Below are 4,847 nucleotides of genomic sequence, written 5' to 3'. Positions count from 1 at the left end.
TTTCATGCACCTGATGTCTTTCCTCAAAGGCGCCCTGGCCATGTTTTGGCTGATGGCGCTGCTTAACATCATCTACCCCTTCGGCGAACCACTGCACCGGCCATTGCTGCTGGTGACCGGCGTATTGCTGCTGGCTCATGTGGGCGAGGCGCTGCTATTTAATGGACGCCTTAAGCGCCAGCCGTTTCCGTGGTTGGAGCGTGTGCAGGTATTGCTGTTTGGGTTTTTGCATGTGCGTGGGCTGGCGCGTTAAACGCGGCCCTCACCCCCAGCCCCTCTCCCGCAAGCGGGAGAGGGGAGCTCCAGCGTGGTGGCTGATACAGCTCTGCAACCCAACACAAAACAGTCCCCTCGCCCCAGCGGGGAGAGGGTTAGGGTGAGGGGGAGCAGAACACGCCGATCTATAACTTGCCGTCCGCTGCCACTCGCATAAACGCTGGGTCAAAACGCAGTTTGATATTCGCTGGGCTGCCCACTACCACGCCGTTAGCAAACGAAATTCCAACGCTCTGCGCACTGGTGGCCTTGCCAAGCATGCCGTGGCCAAAAGCAAACGCCGCAACCTTTTCCATCGCCGCCGGTAGCGCCGGGTTTTCAGCAAAGGCCACAGCCCCCCGCGCCGAGTAAAACGAGCGAGCTTTGCCTAGTTGGTCTTGGTAGTCCTGTAGCGCCATGCCGGCGCCTTTGGCTATGGCAGCCAGGGTGGCAGCACCTTTGTCGTCTGGCGCGTTCATGCGTTTCATGATGTCGAACCAGGCACCGGTAAGGGCACGGCCCAGTGCCGGGTTCTCGCGCAGGGTGTCGGTGTTCACGGCAAACATATGGATGATCTCGCCGGGAATGCGGTGCGAGCTAAATACTTGGGTGCTGTCGCCTTTGGCCTGCAATTGGCTCAAGGTCGGGTTCCAGGTCGCCACGGCGGCGCTATTGCTTGCGGCCAGGTCGGCGGCGCTGACTGGCGTCACCGTCACATCCTCTTCACTCAGTTGCACCGACTCCAAGCCACGCACCAGCAGGTAGTGCGCCACCGAGTTTTTCACCAAGTGCACGTCCTGGCCTTTGAGGTCTTGCACCCGCACGTTCTTGCCGCGCAGCAAAATGCCGTCGTTGCCTGCCGAGAAGTCGCCAAGGATCAGCGCCGTGGTGTCGATACCGGCCGCAGCGGGGTGGGTGAGGGCGTCGAGGTTGTTCATGGTGCAGCCATCAAATTGGCCGGCGGTGTATTGCTTGACCGCATCCAGCGTGTCGTCGACGCGCACCACATCAATGCTGATGCCGTATTTTTTCGCCCACTTGTCGACGATCCGTTGCTGCGCCGCATACCCCCACGGCAGCCAGCCGGCGTAGTTGCTCCAGCACACCCGAAAACTGTCACGGGCCTGGGCGCTGGTGCTGCACCCAAGGGCGGTGAGCAGGAGGAGGGCGGCTGCCAGGGAACTACGGGGGCTACGCATAAAAGGCTCCAGCAAACAGAAAGGTGCTGGAGTGGCCAGCGCCGCGAGCTTATCCCAGTGCTCGCGCGCGCGTTGTGTGACAGGCCAAATTTGCGAACCGTGCTTAGCTCTAGAAGCAAAAACGCAATCCAGCACAGCGATGCAATTCACCGTCACATTCAGGGTCGATAGTATGGCCAGCGGAGGGCGCTCGCCGCGCCTTCTTCCCGATGAAAATGGACACTTCAGGAGATACCCATGAGCACCTTCGTCACCCAAGACGGCACCGAGATTTACTACAAGGATTGGGGCAGCGGTAAGCCCGTGCTGTTCAGCCATGGCTGGCCGCTGGACGCCGATATGTGGGAATACCAGATGGAATATCTCAGTTCCCGCGGCTACCGCACCATCGCTTTTGACCGTCGCGGTTTTGGCCGTTCCAGCCAACCGTGGAGCGGTTACGACTACAACACCTTTGCCGACGATATCGCCCAACTTATCGAGCACCTGGACCTCAAGGAAATCACCTTGGTCGGCTTCTCCATGGGCGGCGGCGATGTCAGTCGCTACATCGGTAAATACGGCACTGCGCGCGTCGCCAAGCTGGTGCTGCTGGGCGCGGTAACGCCGATTTTCGGCAAAACCGCCGACTTCCCAGAAGGCGTTGATGGCGCCGTTTTCGACGGCATCAAAGCCGGCTTGCTGAAGGACCGCGCGCAATTTATCGCCGACTTCGCCACTCCGTTTTACGGCATCAACCAGGGCCAAGTTGTCTCGGAAGGCGTGCTCACGCAAACGCTGAATATCGCTTTGTTGGCCTCGCTCAAAGGCACGGTGGATTGCGTAACCGCCTTCGCCGACACCGACTTCCGCCCCGATATGGCCAAGATCGACGTGCCGACCCTGGTGATTCATGGCGACGGCGACCAGATCGTACCGTTTGAAACCACCGGCAAGCTGGCCGCGCAGTTGATCAAAGGCGCCGAGCTTAAGGTCTACAAAGGCGCGCCGCATGGCTTTGCCGTAACCCATGCACAAGCGCTGAATGAAGACTTGCTGAGCTTTATCAAAGGTTAAGTCGTTGGCCGCGGCGGATAGCCTGATGGCGTATCCGCCGTGCTTTGCACACTGCCGCCCCCCTCTTTTACGCCCTGATGCGCACAGCACAGGCGACGCTTTCCGCCGGATTTATCAGGCCGAGCCTATAACCGGTCATGCCCGCTTTGCTGTACAAAGTCCTCCTCATCAAGGAAGGCTACAGCATGGCATTCGACTGGCACTCAGACCCCATTACCCCAAGTACCCCACTGGACAACCACTACCGCGCCACGCAAAACGTACGGCGCTTCTTAACCGCGCAATGCGGGCCGAAATTTAAACTCAACCGCGAATTTATGGCCTGGGTGCGTAGTGGTACGCCGAAAACCATGGGCGAAGTGGCGGCCGAATGGACAAGGCGACACGGCAATCCTCTTTAGCGCCACTCACTGTACTTCTGGGCTGGCGGAATCTCGGGGCTACGGTATAGGGCATCGCCCATCCGGCTTAGCACTCTTCATCTGTGCCTGGCTTAAGGCAGAATAGGCGCCTTGTTACGGGGGCAACGTCCTACCCGTTTTGCCGACTGCCAAGAAAAAGAGGCCAGCATGATTGAAGTCACCGAGGTTTCCATTGCCGAACTGCGCGCCGCGCTCGAAGCCGGGCGCACCACCGCGGTTGAACTGGTGCAGGCCTACCTGGCGCGTATCGATGCCTATGATGGCGCCGACACGCCCACCGCGCTTAATGCCGTGGTCGTGCGCAACCCCGAGGCGCTGAACGAAGCCCAGGCGTCTGATGCTCGCCGCGCCCGTGGCGAAGTGCTCGGCCCGTTGGATGGCATTCCTTACACCGCTAAAGACAGCTACCTGGTCAAAGGCCTGACTGCCGCCTCGGGTAGCCCGGCGTTCGTTAACCTGGTCGCTCAACGCGACGCCTTCACCATCGAGCGCCTGCGCGCCGCCGGGGCCATTTGCCTAGGCAAAACCAATATGCCGCCCATGGCCAACGGCGGTATGCAGCGCGGCGTGTATGGCCGGGCTGAAAGCCCGTACAACGCCAACTACCTTACTGCGCCGTTTGCGTCCGGCTCGTCCAATGGCGCCGGTACTGCCACTGCCGCCAGCTTTGCGGCGTTTGGCTTGGCCGAAGAAACCTGGTCCAGCGGCCGTGGCCCGGCTTCCAACAATGGCCTGTGTGCGTACACGCCTTCGCGCGGCGTTATCTCCGTGCGCGGCAACTGGCCGCTGACGCCCACCATGGATGTGGTGGTGCCCTACGCGCGGACCATGGCTGACCTGCTGGAAGTGCTCGACCAAGTGGTTGCCGAAGACAGCAACCCACGTGGCGACCTCTGGCGCCTGCAACCCTGGGTGCCGATTCCCAGCGTTGCCTCGGTGCGCCCGGCCTCGTACCCGGCCTTGGCCGTCGGTACAGCGGCATTGGCCGGCAAACGCCTGGGCGTGCCGCGCATGTTTATCAACGCCGACCCTGAGGCCGGCACCAGCGAAAACCCCGGCATTGGCGGCCCCACTGGCCAGCGCATCATCACCCGTGCCGCGGTGATCGACTTGTGGCAGCAGGCTCGCCAAGCCCTTGAAGCAGCTGGCGCCGAAGTGGTCGAAGTAGACTTTCCGCTGGTCTCCAACTGCGAAGGCGATCGCCCCGGCGCGCCGACCGTATTCAACCGTGGCCTGGTCTCGCCCGAGTTCCTCCACCACGAGCTTTGGGACTTGTCCGCCTGGGCCTTTGACGACTTCCTGCAAGCCAACGGCGACCCCAAACTAAATCGCCTGGTCGACGTCGAGGGCCTAAAAATCTTCCCCCACGACCCCGGCACCTTGCCCAACCGTGAAGGCGACCTGGCCGCTGGCATGGACGAATACGTGCGCATGGCCGAGCGCGGCATCACCCCCTGGGATCAAATCCCAACCTTGCCCGACGGCCTGCGTGGCCTGGAGCAAACCCGGCGTATCGACCTGGAAGACTGGATGGATAACCTCGGCCTCGACGCTGTGCTATTCCCCACCGTCGCCGATGTAGGCCCGGCCGATGCCGATGTAAACCCGGTGTCAGCCGATATCGCCTGGAGCAACGGCGTGTGGGTCGCCAACGGCAACCTCGCCATTCGCCACTTAGGCGTGCCCACCGTCACCGTGCCCATGGGCGTAATGGCCGATATCGGCATGCCAGTGGGCCTGACCTTTGCCGGCAAAGCCTACGATGACTCGCAACTGCTGGCCTTGGCGGCAGGCTTTGAAGCGACCGGCAGCAAACGCCTGGTGCCGCCGCGTACGCCTGCGTTGGACGTATAGGATTTTTTGTGGCTTTTGGGCTACAAAATTAGCCTGTATTCACTTCCTTGTAGCCCAAGGG

Annotated in this window: 5 protein-coding genes; 4 read left to right on the top strand and 1 reads right to left on the bottom strand. The window is 61.3% G+C overall.

The genetic code is table 11. From position 1 onward, the window contains the following. Positions 1-4 precede the first annotated feature (4 nt). Positions 5-253: a DUF1145 domain-containing protein gene (locus tag AAAB16_RS25560; protein ID WP_340665885.1), complete on the top strand. Its 249-nt coding sequence runs from the start codon at positions 5-7 to the stop codon at positions 251-253. 148 nt (positions 254-401) lie between these two features. Here AAAB16_RS25560 and AAAB16_RS25555 read toward each other — a convergent pair whose 3' ends face one another. Then, the gene (locus AAAB16_RS25555; RefSeq protein WP_340665884.1) at positions 402-1,454 is read right to left on the bottom strand and encodes a putative urea ABC transporter substrate-binding protein; all 1,053 of its coding nucleotides are present in this window, start codon (positions 1,452-1,454) and stop codon (positions 402-404) included. A gap of 237 nt (positions 1,455-1,691) precedes the next feature. On the opposite strand from AAAB16_RS25555, the gene AAAB16_RS25550 reads away from it, so the two are divergent. The 3 genes from AAAB16_RS25550 (at position 1,692) to AAAB16_RS25540 (ending at position 4,786) form a co-directional block, all read left to right on the top strand. After that, complete coding sequence (locus tag AAAB16_RS25550) at positions 1,692-2,510, top strand: alpha/beta hydrolase (RefSeq protein WP_340665883.1); 819 nt, start codon at positions 1,692-1,694, stop codon at positions 2,508-2,510. 185 nt (positions 2,511-2,695) lie between these two features. Continuing rightward, positions 2,696-2,911 (top strand): DUF6434 domain-containing protein, encoded by a 216-nt coding sequence (locus AAAB16_RS25545; RefSeq protein ID WP_340665882.1) that lies wholly within the window; start codon positions 2,696-2,698, stop codon positions 2,909-2,911. Between the two features lie 168 nt (positions 2,912-3,079). Beyond that, positions 3,080-4,786 carry an amidase gene (locus AAAB16_RS25540; RefSeq protein ID WP_340665881.1) on the top strand — a complete coding sequence of 569 codons (1,707 nt, stop codon included), beginning with the start codon at positions 3,080-3,082 and terminating at the stop codon, positions 4,784-4,786. Positions 4,787-4,847 lie beyond the last annotated feature (61 nt).

This window comes from Pseudomonas sp., from assembly GCF_037994325.1.
Taxonomy (GTDB): Bacteria; Pseudomonadota; Gammaproteobacteria; order Pseudomonadales; family Pseudomonadaceae; genus Aquipseudomonas.
The sequence above is the reverse complement of the archived record's forward strand: the minus strand, read 5'-3'. Positions and strand labels throughout refer to the sequence as shown.

Bases quoted from the DNA above. Each gene is read 5' to 3' on its own strand.
- AAAB16_RS25550 (WP_340665883.1), top strand. From the start codon at position 1,692: ATGAGCACCTTCGTCACCCAAGACGGCACCGAGATTTACTACAAGGAT.
- AAAB16_RS25540 (WP_340665881.1), top strand. From the start codon at position 3,080: ATGATTGAAGTCACCGAGGTTTCCATTGCCGAACTGCGCGCCGCGCTC.
- AAAB16_RS25560 (WP_340665885.1), top strand. From the start codon at position 5: ATGCACCTGATGTCTTTCCTCAAAGGCGCCCTGGCCATGTTTTGGCTG.
- AAAB16_RS25555 (WP_340665884.1), bottom strand. From the start codon at position 1,454: ATGCGTAGCCCCCGTAGTTCCCTGGCAGCCGCCCTCCTCCTGCTCACC.
- AAAB16_RS25545 (WP_340665882.1), top strand. From the start codon at position 2,696: ATGGCATTCGACTGGCACTCAGACCCCATTACCCCAAGTACCCCACTG.